Source organism: Streptomyces sp. NPDC059371 (genome assembly GCF_042751995.1).
GTDB lineage: Bacteria > Actinomycetota > Actinomycetes > Streptomycetales > Streptomycetaceae > Streptomyces.
In genome coordinates this window covers 28,472-44,633 of sequence record NZ_JBHYXD010000074.1, presented here as the reverse complement: position 1 = coordinate 44,633, position 16,162 = coordinate 28,472, and the positions used below count along the sequence as shown (strand labels likewise).

Here is a 16,162-nt window from a genome sequence, read left to right as displayed (position 1 = left end):
CCCCGCAGCGGGGTGCGCCTCCACCGTCGTACGCCCCCGGGGTGAGGCCGGCGTCGCTCACCCCAGGCGCCGGGCGAGGCCTCCCGTGCAGCGGACCTCGTTGCCCGCCGTGATGAGCAGCGCCTCCACGTCCGGGAGCGCCTCCAGCCAGTCGAGGCCCGCCCGCGAGCCCATCGCGAAGGCGGCGGTCGCCCAGGCGTCCGCCCAGGTCAGTCGGGGGGCCACCACGGTCACGGCCACCAGGTCGGTGACCGCCGGCTTCCCGGTGCGCGGATCGACGATGTGGGCGCCGCGTTCGGCGGTGCCCGAGGTGGCGACGGCCAGCTCGTCGACGCCGGCCGCGGAGACCACCGCGGCGAGGGCGCCCGGGCGGAGCGGGTCGGACACGCCCACCCGCCAGGGGCGGTGCGGCGCGGGGACGCCGCGGAGCTGGACGTCGCCGCCGCCGTTGACGCTCACTCCGCTCGCCCCCGCCGTGGCGAGACGCAGGGCCGCGGCCTCGGCCGCCCAGCCCTTGACGATCCCCGTGGGGTCGAGCCGTCCCTCGTAACGCGTGCTGAACCAGCCGTCACTGGCCCGTTCCGCCTCGGCGCCCAGCTCCAGGACCTCGGCGACCTGCGGGTCGCACTCCTCGACGGTGATCTCTCCGCGTGCCAGCCGCGAGATCTGGCTGTCCTCGCGGTAGGTGCTGAACACCGCGTCGACGTGGTGCAGTTGGGCGACCGCCTCCTCCAACGCCGTCCGCACGGCCCCGGGTTCGCCGCCGCGCACGTCGAAGGAGAAGACCGTGCCCATCACCTCCTCGGCGTGCCGCAGTTCCTGGGGCGCGTCCTGCGCGGGCTCAGACACCGGCCTTGTCCAGGGCCGACTGGAGGGACTTCTTGTAGCCCTCGCTGGTGTAGGTCGCGCCGGAGACGGTGTCGATCTGGGCGCTGCCCGCCGCGACGGCCTCCTGGTTGAGCTTGGGCACCGCGAGTTCGGTCTTCTGCGAGCTGGTCCCGCCCGAGGGTGCCTGAACCGCCTCGGCCTTGGTGATCTTCTTGCCGTCGAGCGTGAGCCGGACCTGGACCGGTCCGTACTGGGTGTTCGTCGCGGCCCCGGTGACCACGCGGGCCTGCGCGGCCGGTGCCGCGGGCGACGCCCCGGCCGAGCCCGAGGACCCGGAGGACCCCGACGCGCCGCCGGCGGTCTTCGCCTTGTCCAGGGCCGACTGGAGGGACTTCTTGTAGCCCTCGCTGGTATAGGTCGCGCCGGAGACGGCGTCGATGTCGGCGCTGCCCGCCGCGACGGCCTCCTGGTTGAGCTTGGGCACCGCGAGTTCGGTCTTCTGCGAGCTGGTCCCGCCCGAGGGCGCCTGGACCGCGTCCGCCTTGGTGATCCTGCCGCCGCTCATGGTGAGCCGCACCTGGACCGGACCGTACTCGGTCCGCACCACGTCACCGAGGACGGTGCCGGCACCCGCCTGCTCGGCGGCGCCGCCCTGTGCCGCCCCCTGGGCGGCCCCCGTCTGCTGGGGCGCGGCACCGGCCTGCGCCGACGCGGCGGCCGGGTCGGACGCCGGCTTGAGCGCCAGCAGCAGCACGATCCCGGACACGGTGGCGGCGCTGGCCAGCATGAAGCGGCGGATGGGGTGATTCTTCTTCATCGTTCCTGACTCCCGTCGCTCACATCTCGAACGACTCGTGATGGATGCGGCGGGCGGGGACCCCCGCGCCGCGCAGTGCCGCGTACACCTCCTGGGCGAAGCCGGGCGGCCCGCACATGAAGACGTCGTGGTCGTCTATGTCGGGCAGCTTGCGGCGCAGGGAGTCCGCCGAGATGTCCGGGCGTTCGCCCTCGGGGCTGTTCACCGCGTACATCAGCCGCGCCCCGCGCTCCTTGGAGATGGCGGCCAGTTCGTCCCACAGGGCCAGATCCTGCGTGGTGTTGGCCCGGTAGAGCAGCGTGAGGTCGCCGGACGCGCCGGGAAGGGTCTCGAACAGCGTCCGCATCGGGGTGATGCCGACGCCGCCCGCCACCAGGAGCACCTTGCCGCGGCTGCGCTTCGCGGCGGTCAGCGCGCCGTACGGGCCCTCGGCCCAGACCCGGGTGCCCGGTTCCAGATCACGCAGGCCGGCACTGTGGTCGCCGATCGCCTTCACGGTGATGCGCAGCATGGTGGGGCGGGGCGACGCCGAGAGCGAGTACGGGTGGGAGCTGAAACGCATCCCGGGGGCCAGGAAGCGCCAGCGGAAGAACTGCCCCGCCTCCGCGCCCATCCGGTGCAGCTTGCGTCCGCTGATCAGCACCGACACGATGCCGGGCGTCTCCTCGATGACCGCCTGGACCCGCATCTGGTGCTTCAGGTTCAGCCGGATCGGAGAAAGGATTCGGTACCACAGGACCAGGGCGGTCACCGATCCGTAGAGCCCGTACCAGACGGTCTTGGCGAGGGGCTCGACCGCGAAGTCGTTGCCGGTGGAGAGCTGGTGCCAGAACGTCAGGAACACCGCGGCGTACGTCAGCAGGTGGACGTGGTACCAGGTGTCGTACGGGATCAGCCGGCGGAGCCAGCCCATGGAGATGAACCCGATGAGCACGAGCAGACCCGTGCCGATCGCGGCCTTGCCCATGTCGGGAAGCTGGTTGACCGAGTCGACGGTCTGCTGCACGATCCCGCCGAGCCCCTTGCCGGACTGCAGGGCGTAGCCCCACATCGTCAGGAAGAGATGGGCGAGGACCATGCAGATGGTGTAGCGGCCGGTCATCGCGTGCCAGCGCGCCACCCGGTCGGAGCCCACCCGGCGTTCAAGGGCGGGGACACGGGCCATCTGGAGCACCACGAGGGCCATCAGGTATCCGGCGAGCAGCCCGGTGATACGGCCGGCGTTGAGGATCCTGCTGTCGTTGTCCGCGATGGACGGGGTGTTGTTCCACCACAGCCACAGGACCGCGGCGGCGCCGGCCCAGACGGCGATCAGCAGCGGGACGGCGGGCGAGCGGCGAGGGCGGATTCGGCGCATGGTCTGGCGCCGCGCGGCGCGACCACCGGCGATCGTGGACACGGTTCCTCCGTGTTCGTCCTGGAGAGACGGGGTGAGGGGAGTGGCCCCCTGGCCCAGAGATACGGTCCACGACGCCCGTGCGTTCAGAGGCCGGCCGAGTCGAGCGCGGACTGCAGTGACTGCTTGTATCCGTCACTCGTGTACGTGGCTCCGGACACCGAGTCGATCCGGGCGCTCTGCGCGGCCAGTGTCTCGCGCCTGAGCGTGGGAATCGCGTAACCGTTGATCTCCTGGTCCTTGGGATTGCCGGAAGGATAGACGATCGCGGTGGACTCGGTGATCTTGCCGTCCTGCACGGTGACGCGTACCTGGACCGGACCCCAACGGGTCTGCACCGCATCGCCGGTGACGGTCCTGGTCCCGGCGGCCTTCGACCCGCCGGACGTCCCCGAGGAGCTTCCGGAGGAGTCACCGGACGAGCCTCCCGGGGACGAGGTGGAGGAATGGCCCACGGACGACGAGGCGTCGGCCGCTGTCGGTGCCGTGTGCGGCTTCAGCGACAGCAGCAGGACGAAACCGGTGACCGTGGCGGCGGCCGCCAGCGTCACCCGGCGCAGCGGACGGTTCTTCCTCAGGGCGTGCACGGCGGCCTCACAGTTCGAACGACTCGTGGTGGATACGGCGGTCGGGGACACCCGCTGCGCGCAGTTCCCCGTACAGGTCCCGGGCCATCGCGGGGGGCCCGCAGAGATAGACGTCGTGCTCGGCGATGTCCGGAACGGCCCCGCACAGGGACTCGGCCGTGAGCCGCGGGCGGGTGCCGTCGGCGGCGTTGAGCGCGTACAGGACCCGGGCCCCGCGCCATCGCGCGATGTCCTCCAGTTCGCCGCCCAGCGCCAAGTCCTCGGCGGTGCGGGCCCGGTAGAGCAGCGTGACCCGGCCGGGCAGCGTCTCGAACAGGGCCCGCAGCGGTGTGATGCCGACCCCGCCCGCGATCAGCAGTGCCTTCGACGACGTGCTCCGCTCGGCGGTCAGCGAGCCGTAGGGGCCCTCCGCCCACACCCGGGTCCCGGGACGCAGCATGCCCACGGCGGCACTGTGGTCACCGAGGGCCTTCACCGTGATCCGCATCCGGTCCGGCCGGGGCGGCGCCGACAGCGAGTACGGCGTCGAGGTCCACCGCAGTCCGTCCGCGAGGAACCGCCAGCGGAAGAACTGGCCCGCCCGCGCGTCCAGTTCGTCCAGGCGCTCCCCGCCGATCACGATGGAGAAGACCCCGGGCGACTCCCGGTGCACGGACTCCACGCGCAGCCGGTGGCGCAGGTTGAGCCGCACCGGGGTGAGCAGCCGGAACCACACGACGAGCGCGGCCGTACCGAGGTAGAGGGTGTACCAGGCGAACCGGGCAGCCGTGTCGCCGACGAAGTCGGAGCCGAGCGCGAGCTGGTGGAAGAAGGCCAGGAAGACCGCCACGTACGTCAGCAGGTGCACGGCGTACCAGAACTCGTGGCTGATCCGGCGGCGGGCCGCGCGCGCCGAGGTGATGCCGACGGCGAACAGGATGACCGTGCCGATCGTCGCCTTGAGCATGTCCGGGTAGTCGAGGACCACGCTCAGTGTCTCGTCCACGATGCCGGACCCGTCCTGGGCCGCGTAGCCGAAGAGGATCAGTGCCACGTGCGCGACGAGCAGGCAGATCGTGTACCGGCCGGCCATGGCGTGCCAGCGGGCCACCCGGTCGGAGCCCACGCGCCGCTCCAGCAGCGGGACCCGGGCCATCAGCGCCACCAGGACGGCACAGGCGTAGCCGCACAGCAGGCCGGCCATCCGCCCGGCGTCCGTCAGCCAGCCGGCCACGCCCACCACCGACCGTGTGTCGGCCCACCACAGGGCGAGGACACCGGCCGCTCCCGCCCACAACAGGGCGAGCAGCGGCCCGGCGGGCGAGGGCCGGGGCCGCCCGCGTCCTCGTGTCGTGCGCGGGTCCGCCGCCCGCTCGTGCACCGTGGTCATCTGTCCGTCCTTCCTTCCGGCCGTCCTTCTTTCCTGCGGTCCGGGAGGAAACTGTGCGTCGTGAACCTCTGAGGAGTCTCTGAACCGGCGTCTGCGGAGCGGACTCACAGGAAACTCAGAGCGGGTTCTCGCGCGGCGGCGACTCGGCGCGGTCCTCGCCCGGAGGCGACCCGGAGGGAACTCACAGGAAACTCAGAGGCCGCACGGAGCGGAGGGGACCGCCGGGAGGAGCGATGCTGGAGGACGACATGAACGCTCCCACCCCAGACCCACGCGCCTCCCGGGATCCAGGCACTCGCCCAGACCCACGCGCCTCCCGGGACCCAGGCACCCGCCCGGACCCAGGCGCTCCCCGGGATCCCGGCACCGGCACTTCCCGCAGGGCGCCCTCGCTCACCCGGCCCGACGGCACCCCCGTACGCGTCCTCGTCGTCGACGACGATCCGGACCTGGCCGAGGTCCTGTCCGGCGCGCTGCGCTACGAGGGCTGGGAGGTCCGTACGGCCTGCGACGGCGCCTCGGCCGCCGCCGGGGCGCGGGAGCTGCTGCCCGACGCCGTCGTCCTCGACGTGATGCTCCCGGACACCGACGGCTTCGCCGTGCTGCGCGACCTGCACACCGTGCTGCCGGGCGTCTGCGTCCTCTTCCTCACCGCCCGGGACGCGGTGGAGGACCGCATCGCCGGCATCACGGCGGGCGGCGACGACTACGTCACGAAGCCGTTCAGCCTGGAAGAGGTCGTCGCCCGGCTGCGCGGACTGCTCCGCCGCTCCGGGATGGCCCGCCGCGTCGACGAGGGCCCGCGGCTCGTCGTCGGGGACCTGTCGATGGACGAGGAGGCCCGGGAGGTGACCCGGGGAGGCGACCTGATCGAGCTGTCGCCGACCGAGTTCGAGCTGCTGCGCTTCCTCATGCGCAACCCGCGCCGTGTGCTCAGCAAGGCACAGATCCTCGACCGCGTCTGGTCGTACGACTTCGGGGGCCAGGCGCATGTCGTCGAGCTGTACATCTCCTACCTGCGCAAGAAGGTCGACGCGGGCCGGGATCCGATGATCCACACGGTCCGGGGCGCCGGGTACGTCATCAAGCCCGCGGCGGCCCGGTGAGTCCGGAGACGCGGGACCGGGCCGGGGCCGGGCGTCGGTGGGCCCGGCCCGCGGCGGCCGTGCGGGCGCTGCCGCGGCCCCGCACGATGCGCGCCCGCCTCACCGCGGGCCTCGTGGTGCTCCTGGCTCTGAGCTGCGCGGCCGTCGGCGTGGCCGCGGTCTACGAACTGGACGGCTTCCTGACCGGTCGCCTCGACCAGCAGCTCCAGGAAGCCGGGCCGCGGTTCCCGGCGAGCCTGGAGCACGGTTCGGCGAACCCCTCGGGCAAACCGTCCGACCACGACGGCGACGAACACGGCGACACCCGGCGTCAGGCCACCGGTACGTTCGGAGCCCGCCTGGTAGGCGACGACGTCACCAACGCCGCCGTCGTGCCGCCGGGCGCCGGCACGGCCGTCCGCAACGTGGATCCGACCGCCCACGACGAGGCGGTCCTCGCCGCGGTGCCGGTCGACGGACGGGCCCACACCGTGTGTCTCTCGGACCTGGGCGGCTACCGCGTCCTCGCGACGGCCGGCAAGGACGGTGACGTGCTGATCACCGGACTGCCCACGGAGCCCGTCGACGCGGCCGTCCACCGGCTGGAACTCGTCGCCTCCCTGGTCTTCGGCGTGGCCCTCGTGGTCGCCGGAGTCGCCGGGGCGCTGTGGGTGCGCTGGTCGCTGCGACCGCTGAACCGGGTCGCCGCGACCGCCACCCGGGTCAGCGAACTGCCGCTCGCCAGCGGTGAGGTGGCCCTGCCTCCCCGGGCGCCCGAGTCGGACCCGCGCAGCGAGGTGGGCCGTGTCGCCGGCGCCTTCAACCGCATGCTCGGCCATGTCGAGGACGCGCTCACCAAGCGGCACGCGAGCGAGGAACGGCTGCGCACCTTCGCCGCCGACGCCAGCCACGAGCTGCGCACCCCGGTCGCCTCGGTCCGCGGCCACGCCGAGCTCGCGCTGCTGCATCCCGGCCCGGTGCCCCCGAAGGTGACGCGCGCCCTCGAACGGATCGCCGCCGAGTCGGCGCGCATGGGCGAGATGGTCGACGACCTGCTGCTGCTGGCCCGCCTCGACGCCGGCCGCCCCCTGGAACGCCTTCCCGTCGACCTCACCCGTCTCGTCCTCGACGCGGTCACCGACGCCCGCGCGGCGGGCCCCGGTCACCGCTGGGTCCTGGAACTGCCGGAGGAACCGGTGAGCGTGACGGGCGACGCCCACCGGCTCCAGCAGGTCTCGGCCAACCTGCTGGCCAACGCGCGGGTCCACACGCCGGCGGGCACCCGGGTGACGGTGTCCCTGGAGCGTGCCGGAAAGGAGGCCGTGCTGAAGGTCCACGACGACGGCCCCGGGGTTCCCGAGGACGTGCGGCCGGGCGTCTTCGAGCGCTTCACCCGGGCGGACCGCCGCCGCGCCGACGTCTCCGGCAGCGGAGCCGGCCTCGGCCTGTCGATCGTCGCCGCCGTGGTCGAGGCCCACGACGGCACGGTCACCCTGGAGAGCGGTCCGGGGTCGACCACGTTCACGGTCGCACTCCCGGCGTCCTGAACGCGGGCCGGCCGGAACTCCGGTCGGCCCGCCGCTCCCTCGGCACGGTCAGTACCGCGTCACCGCCGTGGCCCCGCCCGACGTGCCGATGGCGATGTGCGGTCTGCGCGCGGGGTCGGCCCACGCGAGGATCCGCCGCATCGCGTCCGCCGGCACGGACACGCAGCCGGCGGTCGGCCCGCTCCCGTCGACATGCAGGAAGATCCCCGCGCCCCGCCCCCGTACGGGCCGGTCGTAGTTGAACCCGATGACCACGGCGTACGCGTACTGCTTGTCGTAGGCGACCAGATGCTCGGACTCCTCGGCCCGGCAGTCCGCGGGGCGCGGCTCGGTCCACCGGTTGTACGACCGGGAGGCGTTGTCCTGGCACCACCAGGAGTCCCGGTTCACCCGGCGGTACGGCAGAGAGGTGCCGTCCGGCGCCGCCCGGGTCCCGAACGCGTACGGCAGCTGGTACAGCCCCGTGGGTGTCGTGTTCGTGCCCTGGCGCCTGGCTCCGCCCTCGACGAGTCCGCGCGCCCCGAACCGCGCGGGCGCGGAGCCGGCCCGCACCCAGCGCCCGCCCCGCAGGTCCCACCAGGTGAGGGTTCCCGAGGTCGCGTTCGCTCGGGGTGCCTCGGCGGTGAGGAGCTGACCGCCGCCGCCGGTGTCGGCGAGCCGTGCGGGCAGCACGGTGACGGGCGGCGGCCCGCTCGGGGCCGGAGCGAGCAGGGACACGGACGCGAGGGCGGCGGCGGCTCCGAGGCGCATGGCTCAGACCGTACTGGGGGGCAACGGCAGCGGCAGCCCGGGAAGTCCGTCCAGGCTCGTCGCGATGTGCTCCTTCTTGGTGAAGTACGCGCTCAGCGAGGCGTCGTCCTCGCGCGCGAAGCGCTTGCCGTGCAGGTCGCGGTCCTCCTCGTAGGCCATGAAGGGCACCGCGTAGCCGCAGGAGTCGCGGACGAGCTCGGCGGTCACGACGATGATCGCGCGCAGCCCGTGCTGGGTCGGGTCGATGTCGCCGAAGTGGGTGAGGAGTTCCGCGAAGCGCGGGTCGTCGCGGAAGACCGGTTCGCCGCGGCCGTGCACCCGGACGATGTTGGGCGGGCCCTGGAAGGCGCACCACATCAGGGTGATCCGGCCGTTCTCGCGCAGATGCGCGATCGTCTCCGCGGTGCTCCCGGCGAAGTCCAGATACGCCACGGTCAGTTCGTCGAGAACGGCGAACGAGCCGGTGAGCCCTTTGGGGGAGAGGTTGACCGTGCCGTCCCCGGACAGGGGCGCGGTCGCGGTGAAGAAGAGGGGCTGGGCCTCGATGAACGAGCGGAGGCGGCCGTCGATGCGCTCATAAGTCTTTCCCATGTCTAACGATTATCGGGGAAAGCCGTTCGCCTGTCTAAGGGATTGCGGGTTCCGGCGGCGTCGTTCAGGGGCACCGCCGGAACCCGCGGACCGCCCCGGCCCTTGCCGGCGGGGTGGTCGCATCATGGGTCAGGTCACTTGGTGAGCGTGCAGGCGGCGAGCGAGTCCAGGCCCTGCGGCTTGGCGGCGGTGCGGCCGATGGCTATCGCGATCCGGTTGACGGTGGCGACGCGCTTGTCCTTGAGGGGGCCGAGGATCGCGTTCTGGACGAAGTTCGGGCCGCCCTGTCCGACGGTGTCGACCAGCCGCTTGTTGGCCTCGGCGATCTGGGTGTTCAGCAGGGCGAGGTTGCGGTCGACCTCGGCCTTCGCGGACGCCGGGATCGCGGGCAGGCTCGGCGCGACGGCCGGGCAGTTCACCGTGTTCGCGGCGGCCTTCGTCGTGGCGTTCTGCGCGTTGCCGTGCGTCTCGCCCGCCAGGGCGCTGCCGGCGATCACCGCCGCGGACAGCACCACGGCGGAGGCTCCGCCGATCATCACGACGCGCCGCTTGTTGTACTTCGGAAGAGCCCTGGACATGCGGAATCCTCACTCGGGTCGGGGGTGGACGACCGCCCGGTGTTCGTCCGGTCGGTCATCGTTCGTGTGCCTGCCGTGCGTGAACGCGGCGCCTGCGTTCAGCCGGAGATACGCGGAAACGATTACGTGTGTTCAACCCTCGGTGAAGAATCCTCGGCCGGGCGTGCTGGGGCGAGCCGCGATTGACGAACCATGCAGAGTGCTGCATACTCATGCATGTCAGCGAATGCACTGTGAGGAGAATCCCGTGACCGAGCGCGTCGTACTCGCCTACTCGGGCGGTCTGGACACCTCCGTCGCCATCGGCTGGATCGCCGAGGAGACGGGCGCCGAGGTCATCGCCGTTGCGGTCGACGTCGGCCAGGGCGGCGAGGACCTGGACGTCATCCGCAAGCGAGCCCTCGCCTGCGGTGCCGTCGAGGCCGAGGTCGCCGACGCCAAGGACGAGTTCGCCGACGAGTACTGCCTTCCGGCGATCAAGGCCAACGCCCTTTACATGGACCGCTACCCGCTGGTCTCCGCCCTCTCCCGGCCGACGATCGTCAAGCACCTCGTCGCCGCCGCCCAGAAGCACGGAGCCACCACGGTCGCCCACGGCTGCACCGGCAAGGGCAACGACCAGGTGCGGTTCGAGGCCGGCATCGTCGCCCTCGCCCCCGATCTCAAGTGCATCGCCCCGGTCCGCGACTACGCGATGACCCGGGACAAGGCGATCGCCTTCTGCGAGGAGAAGCAGCTCCCGATCGCCACCACCAAGAAGTCCCCGTACTCCATCGACCAGAACGTCTTCGGGCGCGCGGTCGAGACGGGCTTCCTGGAGGACATCTGGAACGCCCCGATCGAGGACATCTACGAGTACACCTCGAACCCGGCCGAGCACCGCGAGGCCGACGAGGTGATCATCACCTTCAAGCAGGGTGTCCCGGTCGCCGTCGACGGCAGGCCCGTCAGCGTCCTCCAGGCCATCCAGCAGCTCAACGAGCGGGCGGGCGCCCAGGGCATCGGCCGGATCGACATGGTCGAGGACCGGCTCGTGGGCATCAAGTCCCGTGAGGTGTACGAGGCTCCGGGCGCCATCGCGCTGATCACCGCGCACCAGGAGCTGGAGAACGTCACGGTCGAGCGTGAACTCGCCCGCTACAAGCGGCAGGTCGAGCAGCGCTGGGGCGAACTGGTCTACGACGGCCAGTGGTTCTCCCCGCTCAAGCGTGCCCTGGACGGCTTCATCGACGAGGCCAACCAGCACGTCAACGGCGACATCCGGATGACCTTGCACGGCGGCCGCGCGGTCGTCACCGGCCGGCGCTCCGACACCTCGCTCTACGACTTCGACCTGGCCACGTACGACACGGGCGACACCTTCGACCAGGCCGCGGCCAAGGGCTTCATCGACATCTACAGCCTGTCGTCGAAGATCGCCGCCAAGCGGGATCTGGCCTGAGCGGTACGGCACTTGGCGCGGACCGCGTCGTGTCCGCCGCCTCGGAGCCCCCCGAGCACTAGCCTGGCAGCCGCCTCCTCACGCACGTACGCGTGGGGAGGCGGTGGCACATCCACACCTTTCGAGGAGTAACGCAAGTGAGCAGCAACAGCGGTGACGTCCGGCTCTGGGGCGGACGGTTCGCCGACGGTCCCGCCGAGGCCCTGGCCAAGCTGTCCGCGTCGGTCCACTTCGACTGGCGCCTCGCGCCGTACGACATCGCCGGCTCGCGTGCCCACGCGCGCGTGCTGCACAACGCGGGCCTGCTCACCGAGGACGAGCTCACACGCATGATCGGGGGCCTCGACCTGCTGGAGTCGGACGTCGCCGACGGCTCCTTCGTGGGCACGGTCGCCGACGAGGACGTTCACACCGCCCTGGAGCGCGGCCTTCTCGAGCGGCTCGGCCCCGACCTCGGCGGCAAGCTCCGCGCCGGCCGCTCCCGCAACGACCAGGTGGCCACGCTCTTCCGGATGTACCTGCGCGACCACGCCCGGATCATCGGCGGTCTGATCGCCGACCTCCAGGAGGCGCTGATCGGTCTGGCGGAGGCCCACCCGGACGTGGCGATGCCGGGGCGCACCCATCTCCAGCACGCCCAGCCCGTGCTGTTCGCGCATCACGTCCTGGCCCACGTCCAGTCCCTGTCCCGGGACGCGGAACGGCTGCGCCAGTGGGACGAGCGGACGGCGGTCTCGCCGTACGGTTCCGGCGCCCTGGCCGGCTCCTCCCTCGGCCTGGACCCGGAGGCGGTGGCGAAGGACCTCGGCTTCGAGCACGGCAGCTCCGCCAACTCCATCGACGGCACGGCCTCCCGCGACTTCGCGGCGGAGTTCGCCTTCATCACCGCGATGATCGGCGTGAACCTCTCCCGGATCGCCGAGGAGATCATCATCTGGAACACGAAGGAGTTCTCCTTCGTCACCCTCCACGACGCGTTCTCCACGGGCTCGTCGATCATGCCGCAGAAGAAGAACCCGGACATCGCCGAGCTGGCGCGCGGCAAGTCGGGCCGTCTGATCGGCAACCTGACCGGGCTGATGGCCACGCTCAAGGCGCTGCCCCTCGCGTACAACCGCGACCTCCAGGAGGACAAGGAGCCGGTCTTCGACTCCTGCGACCAACTGGAGGTCCTGCTCCCCGCGTTCACCGGCATGATGGCCACGCTGACCGTCCACCGCGAGCGTATGGAAGAGCTGGCCCCGGCCGGTTTCTCGCTCGCCACCGACATCGCCGAGTGGCTGGTCAGGCAGGGCGTGCCGTTCCGTGTCGCGCACGAGGTCGCCGGTGAGTGCGTCAAGGTCGCCGAGGCGGAGGGCAAGGAGCTGGACGAGCTGACCGACGAGCAGTTCGCGAAGATCTCGGCGCACCTGACGCCGGAGGTGCGGACCGTCCTCGACGTCCCCGGAGCCCTCGCCTCCCGCGACGGCCGCGGCGGTACGGCACCGAGCGCCGTCGCCGTCCAGCTCGCGGAGATCAAGACGGACGTCGCCGGCCAGCAGACGTGGGCGGCGGCCAAGCGGAAGAAGTAGGACGCCCCCGCCCCTGATCCGCCCCCGCCCCCGGCCGCCCGAGGAGCGGACACGGTTCGCGTGCCGGGGCGGGTGCCGTACGACGGAGGGTGTCGCGGGTTACGTTGGCCGGGAGCCGCAAAGGAGCCGACCGAACGGAGCCGCGATGCCCTTCGCACGTCTCGCCTCAGCCACGACTCCCACCGCCCACCTCGGCCTGGGACTCGCAGCGGTGGGCCGCCCGGGCTACATCAACCTCGGGCGCGAGGAGGACCTTCCGGCCGACCGCAGTGTCGAGGCACTGCGCGAGCGCACCCGTGAACTCCTCGAAGCCGCCTATGCCCAAGGCGTGCGCTACTTCGACGTGGCCCGTTCCTACGGCCGCTCGGAGGAGTTCCTGGCCGGCTGGCTCAGCAGCCGCCCGGACGTGGACGATGTCGTCGTCGGCAGCAAATGGGGCTACACGTACACGGCCGACTGGCGTACCGACGCCGAGGCGCACGAGGTCAAGGACCACGGCCTCGCCATGTACGAGCGGCAGCGCGCCGAGACCGCGGAGCTGCTCGGCGACCGGCTCGACCTCTACCAGATCCACTCGGTGACCCCCGACAGCCCGGCCCTCACCGACAAGGAACTGCACGCGGCCCTCGCCGAAGCGGCCGCCCGGGGCCTGTCGATCGGCTTCTCCACCAGCGGGCCCGCGCAGGCGGAGGCGATCCGTGCCGCGCTCGCCGTCACGGTCGAAGGCGAGCCGCTCTTCCGAACCGTCCAGTCCACGTACAACGTCCTGGAGACCTCCGCCGCCCCGGCGCTCGCCGAGGCACACGACGCCGGGCTCACGGTGATCGTCAAGGAGGGCGTGGCGAATGGCCGGCTCGCCGGGCCGCGCGCGCCGGAGGCGCTGCGCGCCGTCGCCGCCGAGACCTCCCTCGGCTGTGACGCGGTCGCCCTCGCGCTGATCCTGCGGCAGCCCTGGGCCGGCGTCGTGCTCTCGGGCGCGGCCACCGCCAACCAGCTCGCCTCGAACCTGCACGCGGCGGTCGTCGACCTCGACGACGACCAGGTCTCCCGGCTATCGGCCCTTGTGGAGGAACCGAGGGCGTACTGGGAGCGACGCGGGCAGCTTCCCTGGCACTGAGCGCCCCGGACGACGCGACTGTGAGACGCGTACGCTCCGAATGAGACATTGCTGTCTCATATGCAGTATAGTTGTCTCATGGCTGTCGACCGTGATCACGTGCTGCGCAGCGCAGCCGCCCTGCTCACCCGCAAATCCACCGCGACGATGGACGAGGTGGCGAAGGCCGCCGGGATCAGCCGGGCCACGCTGCACCGCCAGTTCGCCGGCCGTGACGCGCTCGTACGCGCGCTGGAGGCGCTCGGCATCGAGGAGTGCGAGGCAGCTCTGGACGCGGCCCGCCTCGACGAGGGCGCCGCACAGGAGGCCGTGCGCCGCCTGGTGAGGGAACTGGAGAAGGCGGCCGGACTGCTCGCCTTCCTCTATACGGAGAACCAGCTCTTCGAGGGCGACGGGCAGCACGAGGGCTGGGCCCGGCTCGACGCCCGGATGGCCGCGCTGTTCCGGCGCGGCCAGGAGAGCGGCGAGTTCCGCATCGACCTCAGCCCGGCCTGGCTCACCGAGGCCCTCTACGGACTGATGGCCTCGGCGTCCTGGGCCGTCACCGAGGGCCGCGTCGCCGCCAAGGACTTCCACCACATGATCGTCGAGCTGCTGCTCGGCGGCGCGCTCAGGAGAGAGGAACCATGACCAGCACCCTGCGGCCGGCGACGGTGACGGAGACGCCGAAGCGTCCGGGCCGGTGGCTCGCGCTCTGCGTCCTCGTCCTCGCCGTGCTGCTGGTGACCGTGGACGCGACCGTCCTCGGTCTCGCGACCCCGTACATCAGTGAAGACCTCGAACCCTCGGGCACCCAGCTTCTGTGGATCGGTGACGTCTACTCCTTCGTCATCGCGGGCCTGCTCGTCTCCATGGGCAGCCTCGGCGACCGCATCGGCCGCAAGAGGCTGCTGCTGGCGGGCTCCACGGCGTTCGGCCTGATATCCGTGCTCAACGCCTATGCCACGACACCCGAGATGATGATCCTGGCGCGGGCGCTGCTCGGCGTCGCGGGCGCGACCCTGATGCCCGCCACCCTCGCCCTGATCCGCAACATCTTCCACGACCCGCGCGAGCGCAGCCTCGCCATCGGCATCTGGGGCGCGACGGCCTCCGCGGGCACGGCGGTCGGCCCCGTCGTCGGCGGCTTTCTGCTCGAACACTTCTGGTGGGGCTCGGTCTTCCTCATCAACCTTCCGGTGATGGTGGTCCTCGTCCTCGTCGGGCGCAGACTGCTCCCCGAGTCGAAGAGCCCGAACCCCGGCCCCTGGGACCTGATCAGCGTGACGCTCTCGCTCGTCGGTGTGATCGCGGTGGTGTACGGAGTGAAGGAACTCGCCGCGCACGGGCCGTCCGGCGAGGCGCTCGCCGCCGGTCTGCTGGGAGCCGGCGCCCTCTTCTGGTTCGTACGCCGCCAACTGACGCTTCCCGCACCGCTGCTGGACGTCCGGCTGTTCCGCAACCGCGGATTCTCCGGCGCGGTGCTCGCCGACCTGTTCACCGTGCTCGGCATGTCCGGGCTCGTGTTCTTCCTCTCCCAGTACCTGCAACTGGTCCAGGGCCGGGGGCCGTTCGAGGCGGGGCTCGCCGAAGTACCCGCGGCCGTCGGCGCGGTGGCGGCCGGTCTGGTCGCCGGACGGGTCGCGCGGCGCTTCTCCGTGCGGACCGTCGTGTCCGGCGGACTCGCGGGGGTGGGTCTCGCGCTCGGCGCGCTCACCGTGCTGGACCGATCCACCGGCTATCCGCTGCTCGGCACGGCCCTGCTGGTCGTCGGCGTCGGCGCGGGCTTCTCGTTCACCGTCACCGCCGACGTCATCCTCTCCGCCGTGCCCAAGGAGCAGGCGGGCGCCGCGTCCGCGGTCTCCGAGACGGCGTACGAACTCGGCGCGGCTCTGGGCATCGCCCTGCTCGGCTCCGTCGTGACCGGCGTCTACGCGGGATTCACCGGCCCCGCGGGCACGCCGGCCGCGGCGCACGAATCGCTCGGCGGAGCGGTGGAGGCCGCGGGAGGCCTGCCCGAGCACACCGCCGAGACGCTGCTCACCGCGGCCAGGGAGTCCTTCGTGGACGGTCTGGCCCTCGCCTCAGGCGCGGGCGCGGTTGTCCTGCTGGCCACCGCGGTGGCGGCCTGGTTCCTGCTGCGCGGCCAGAGGCTGGAGGCGTAGCCCCGCACAGGAGCGGGGACCGCGACGGGTGACGGAGCGGCGCAGAGGGGGCCCCGACCGGAAACACAGCCAGACAAGAGGTGGGCGCCGACCGGGAGACGCAGCAGCGAAAGGGCTGGGCTCGACCGGAGACGCAGCGAGGCAAGAGGTGGGCGCCGACCGGAGACGCAGCAGCAAAAAGGGGCGGCGCCGACCGGAGACGCGACCGCAAAGGGGTGGGCCCGGCCGCCCGCCGCGCGCGGGGGGCCCCCCAGGCGGTCGGGAGTTGGGCGTGGGGCTCGCCGGGGGGGCGGGGGGGGGTGTCTGTGTCTGTGTCAGCGGGGGCGCCACCCCGGGAGCCG

General features: G+C 72.1%; 14 protein-coding genes and 1 pseudogene. 7 read left to right on the top strand and 8 right to left on the bottom strand.

Annotation, left to right across the window (positions count from 1 at the left end; all coding sequences use genetic code 11):
* Positions 1–57: 57 nt before the first annotated feature.
* From ACFXGX_RS31210 to ACFXGX_RS31190, 5 genes are all read right to left on the bottom strand, one after another.
* Positions 58–849: an FAD:protein FMN transferase gene (locus ACFXGX_RS31210; RefSeq protein ID WP_384797648.1), complete on the bottom strand. Its 792-nt coding sequence runs from the start codon at positions 847–849 to the stop codon at positions 58–60.
* Positions 842–1,645, bottom strand: a complete 804-nt coding sequence (locus ACFXGX_RS31205; protein ID WP_384797645.1) for an FMN-binding protein — start codon at positions 1,643–1,645, stop codon at positions 842–844. The genes ACFXGX_RS31210 and ACFXGX_RS31205 overlap by 8 nt, the downstream gene beginning before the upstream one ends.
* A 19-nt stretch (positions 1,646–1,664) precedes the next feature.
* The gene (locus ACFXGX_RS31200) at positions 1,665–3,002 is read right to left on the bottom strand and encodes a ferric reductase-like transmembrane domain-containing protein (protein WP_384797660.1); all 1,338 of its coding nucleotides are present in this window, start codon (positions 3,000–3,002) and stop codon (positions 1,665–1,667) included.
* A gap of 125 nt (positions 3,003–3,127) precedes the next feature.
* Entirely contained in the window at positions 3,128–3,628 is a 501-nt protein-coding gene (locus ACFXGX_RS31195) for an FMN-binding protein (RefSeq protein WP_384797642.1), read from the bottom strand.
* Between the two features lie 7 nt (positions 3,629–3,635).
* Complete coding sequence (locus ACFXGX_RS31190; protein WP_384797639.1) at positions 3,636–4,997, bottom strand: ferric reductase-like transmembrane domain-containing protein; 1,362 nt, start codon at positions 4,995–4,997, stop codon at positions 3,636–3,638.
* 233 nt (positions 4,998–5,230) lie between these two features.
* Here ACFXGX_RS31190 and ACFXGX_RS31185 point away from each other — a divergent pair, with 233 nt between their 5' ends.
* The gene (locus tag ACFXGX_RS31185; protein WP_384797636.1) at positions 5,231–6,103 is read left to right on the top strand and encodes a winged helix-turn-helix domain-containing protein; all 873 of its coding nucleotides are present in this window, start codon (positions 5,231–5,233) and stop codon (positions 6,101–6,103) included.
* An 86-nt stretch (positions 6,104–6,189) separates the two neighbouring features.
* Positions 6,190–7,629 (top strand): sensor histidine kinase, encoded by a 1,440-nt coding sequence (locus ACFXGX_RS31180; protein WP_384797657.1) that lies wholly within the window; start codon positions 6,190–6,192, stop codon positions 7,627–7,629.
* A 48-nt stretch (positions 7,630–7,677) separates the two neighbouring features.
* Here the strand turns inward: ACFXGX_RS31180 and ACFXGX_RS31175 are convergent, their stop codons facing one another.
* The 3 genes and pseudogenes from ACFXGX_RS31175 to ACFXGX_RS31165 form a co-directional block, all read right to left on the bottom strand.
* On the bottom strand, positions 7,678–8,379 hold the full coding sequence (locus ACFXGX_RS31175; protein ID WP_384797633.1) for a L,D-transpeptidase: 702 nt from the start codon (positions 8,377–8,379) through the stop codon (positions 7,678–7,680).
* A 3-nt stretch (positions 8,380–8,382) separates the two neighbouring features.
* Positions 8,383–8,970 carry a pyridoxamine 5'-phosphate oxidase family protein gene (locus ACFXGX_RS31170; RefSeq protein ID WP_384797630.1) on the bottom strand — a complete coding sequence of 196 codons (588 nt, stop codon included), beginning with the start codon at positions 8,968–8,970 and terminating at the stop codon, positions 8,383–8,385.
* 143 nt (positions 8,971–9,113) lie between these two features.
* Positions 9,114–9,548: pseudogene (locus ACFXGX_RS31165) on the bottom strand (hypothetical protein); the annotation flags it as partial.
* Positions 9,549–9,795: 247 nt separating this feature from the next.
* Here ACFXGX_RS31165 and ACFXGX_RS31160 point away from each other — a divergent pair.
* The 5 genes from ACFXGX_RS31160 to ACFXGX_RS31140 all read left to right on the top strand — a co-directional run bounded on the left by ACFXGX_RS31160 (position 9,796) and on the right by ACFXGX_RS31140 (position 15,821).
* Positions 9,796–10,989, top strand: coding sequence for an argininosuccinate synthase (locus ACFXGX_RS31160; RefSeq protein ID WP_384797627.1), 1,194 nt, complete (start codon positions 9,796–9,798; stop codon positions 10,987–10,989).
* 137 nt (positions 10,990–11,126) lie between these two features.
* On the top strand, positions 11,127–12,560 hold the full coding sequence (argH, locus tag ACFXGX_RS31155) for an argininosuccinate lyase (protein ID WP_384797624.1): 1,434 nt from the start codon (positions 11,127–11,129) through the stop codon (positions 12,558–12,560).
* A gap of 145 nt (positions 12,561–12,705) precedes the next feature.
* Positions 12,706–13,677, top strand: coding sequence for an aldo/keto reductase (locus ACFXGX_RS31150; protein WP_384797621.1), 972 nt, complete (start codon positions 12,706–12,708; stop codon positions 13,675–13,677).
* A gap of 78 nt (positions 13,678–13,755) precedes the next feature.
* A complete protein-coding gene (locus ACFXGX_RS31145; protein ID WP_384797618.1) occupies positions 13,756–14,307 on the top strand; it encodes a TetR/AcrR family transcriptional regulator in 552 nt (183 codons plus the stop codon).
* The gene (locus ACFXGX_RS31140) at positions 14,304–15,821 is read left to right on the top strand and encodes an MFS transporter (protein WP_384797615.1); all 1,518 of its coding nucleotides are present in this window, start codon (positions 14,304–14,306) and stop codon (positions 15,819–15,821) included. The genes ACFXGX_RS31145 and ACFXGX_RS31140 overlap by 4 nt, the downstream gene beginning before the upstream one ends.
* Positions 15,822–16,162: the final 341 nt, after the last annotated feature.